We start from the raw sequence: 685 nt of genomic DNA on the forward strand, positions 1-685 counted from the left end.
TGTCGGTACTCTGAAACCAGAAAAAAAGTATGAGTTTGCTATCGATTTTACAAATGATCCATATTATGGAAAAGTTGATTCATTCAATCAAGACTACGTTATACGTAGTCAGGCCAAGAAATCAACAAACTCTTTTTATTCATATGTATCACTGTCCATTATAAACAAGAACGAGAGATTTACTCTTGCAGTTCTTCCTGTTGAAAGGAATAAAACAAAATGAGCGTAAAAGAAGAAATCCATTCCCAGATTGTTGGAGCACTGGCAGATGCATCATTCCCTATAAACTCACCTGAAGAGCTTCTTGCAGCAATGCCTGCTGGTGCAGACACTAAATGTAAAGCAGGAGATGTCGAGATTACCGCAGGAGAAGCAGGTCGCTGACACCCTCGTTGAAAGGGCTGGGTTGTAATAACCACACCCTTTTGCACACAACACTTAAGATGTTTACAAACTGATTGTCAATAGGAGGGAATAATAATGAAAATTCTTGGTGTATCAGGTTCCCCTATCAAAGACAGTAATGCTGATCGTGCTCTAAAAGCAGCCCTTGAAGCAACAGGCATGGAATACGAATTTGTCAAGCTTATTGATTATACTGTTGCTCCCTGTAAGGCTTGCCTGGGCTGTGTAAAAACGAATGTCTGTGTAATTAAAGACGACGGCATTGCTTTGGCAGAAAAAG

The 685-nt window shown here is 40.0% G+C and carries 2 protein-coding genes and 1 pseudogene; all 3 read left to right on the top strand.

Features of this window, described 5'->3' with window-relative positions; genetic code table 11:
• Nucleotides 1-220, top strand: a pseudogene (locus CI957_RS10325) (ISH3 family transposase); the annotation flags it as partial.
• Entirely contained in the window at nt 220-384 is a 165-nt protein-coding gene (locus CI957_RS10330; RefSeq protein WP_128754800.1) for an MTH865 family protein, read from the top strand. The pseudogene CI957_RS10325 and the gene CI957_RS10330, both read left to right, overlap by 1 nt.
• Nucleotides 385-480: 96 nt before the next feature.
• On the top strand, nt 481-685 hold a 205-nt coding region (locus CI957_RS10335; protein ID WP_164909097.1), incomplete at its 3' end, for a flavodoxin family protein.

Source organism: Methanohalophilus sp. WG1-DM (genome assembly GCF_004104135.1).
Lineage (GTDB): Archaea > Halobacteriota > Methanosarcinia > Methanosarcinales > Methanosarcinaceae > Methanohalophilus > Methanohalophilus euhalobius.